The following is a 433-nucleotide window of genomic DNA, read 5'->3' as shown; positions in this document are numbered from 1 at the left end:
TAAGCTGCAGCGCTAACCAGGAGTAACTCAAATGAGATTCAAATTTAACCTCATCACGTTATCACTTCTCACCATATCGGGTGCGATAACGGGCTCTGCAATGGCGGCTGACTTTGGCGTAAACAAGGCCAATACCAGTACAGTTAGACAGGAAGTCTTTCAGTGTAAACGCTGCCCTCAAGTCGAAGGCTATACCGGAAGCATCGGGGTCAATGCCGCCTATATTGACAGTGATGACATTCACTCCGGTAATGCGTTCGGAACTGACAAAGACGGCGCGAATGCCAGTGTGGATGCCGACCTCAATTATCGAAATAAATCAGGCTATAAGGCCAAATTTCAGGCACACCAGTTAGGCCTAGATAACGGTTTCGCTCATCTTGAAGCGGGAAAATCAGGTCACTATGAACTGGTGGCAGATTATCAACAACTG

General features: G+C 47.3%; 1 protein-coding gene. It reads left to right on the top strand.

Annotated elements, in window-relative coordinates:
• Window positions 1–31 precede the first annotated feature (31 nt).
• The coding region (locus CXF86_RS20040; RefSeq protein WP_180961120.1) for an MtrB/PioB family outer membrane beta-barrel protein at window positions 32–433 on the top strand (402 nt) is incomplete at its 3' end.

Source organism: Shewanella sp. GutCb (assembly GCF_002836135.1).
In the GTDB taxonomy this organism is placed as follows: domain Bacteria; phylum Pseudomonadota; class Gammaproteobacteria; order Enterobacterales; family Shewanellaceae; genus Shewanella.
The sequence above is the reverse complement of the archived record's forward strand: the minus strand, read 5'-3'. Positions and strand labels throughout refer to the sequence as shown.